Raw genomic sequence first — 386 nt, forward strand, 5'->3', positions numbered from 1 at the left:
GGCCAGCGCCTTGCTGCCAGTCACCTTCGTCGCGCTGCGCGGCAGGCTCATCGTCGACTTCAGCGCGCCGGAAACCCGCAAGGCGCTGGCCGGCGGCCTGTTCGCGCTGCTTGCCTACGGCGTGGTGGTCGCCGCCTTCGCGCTCGGCCCCGCCGGCCCGATCACCGCCATCCGCGAAACCAGCGTCGTCTTCGCCGCCTTCATCGGCCGGTTCTTCCTCGGTGAGCAACTGACGCCGCGCCGCGTCGGCGCCTGCGCCGTCGTCGCGCTCGGCGCCATCTGCCTCGGCTATCAGGCGTGAGCGGCGATCATCCTGTCCGCGTTGCGGAGAGGTAAGCGCAGATCAGCTCGACCAGCTGCTTGCGAAGCTCCGGCGCGTCCAGCAT

General features: G+C 70.7%; 1 protein-coding gene. It reads left to right on the forward strand.

Features of this window, described 5'->3' with window-relative positions; all coding sequences use genetic code 11:
* Positions 1 to 301: EamA family transporter (locus tag EN738_RS35125; RefSeq protein WP_145967080.1), on the forward strand; the 301-nt coding region annotated here is incomplete at its 5' end.
* Between the last annotated feature and the right edge of the window lie 85 nt (positions 302 to 386).

It is taken from the genome of Mesorhizobium sp. M4B.F.Ca.ET.017.02.2.1 (assembly GCF_003998955.1).
Lineage (GTDB): Bacteria > Pseudomonadota > Alphaproteobacteria > Rhizobiales > Rhizobiaceae > Mesorhizobium > Mesorhizobium abyssinicae.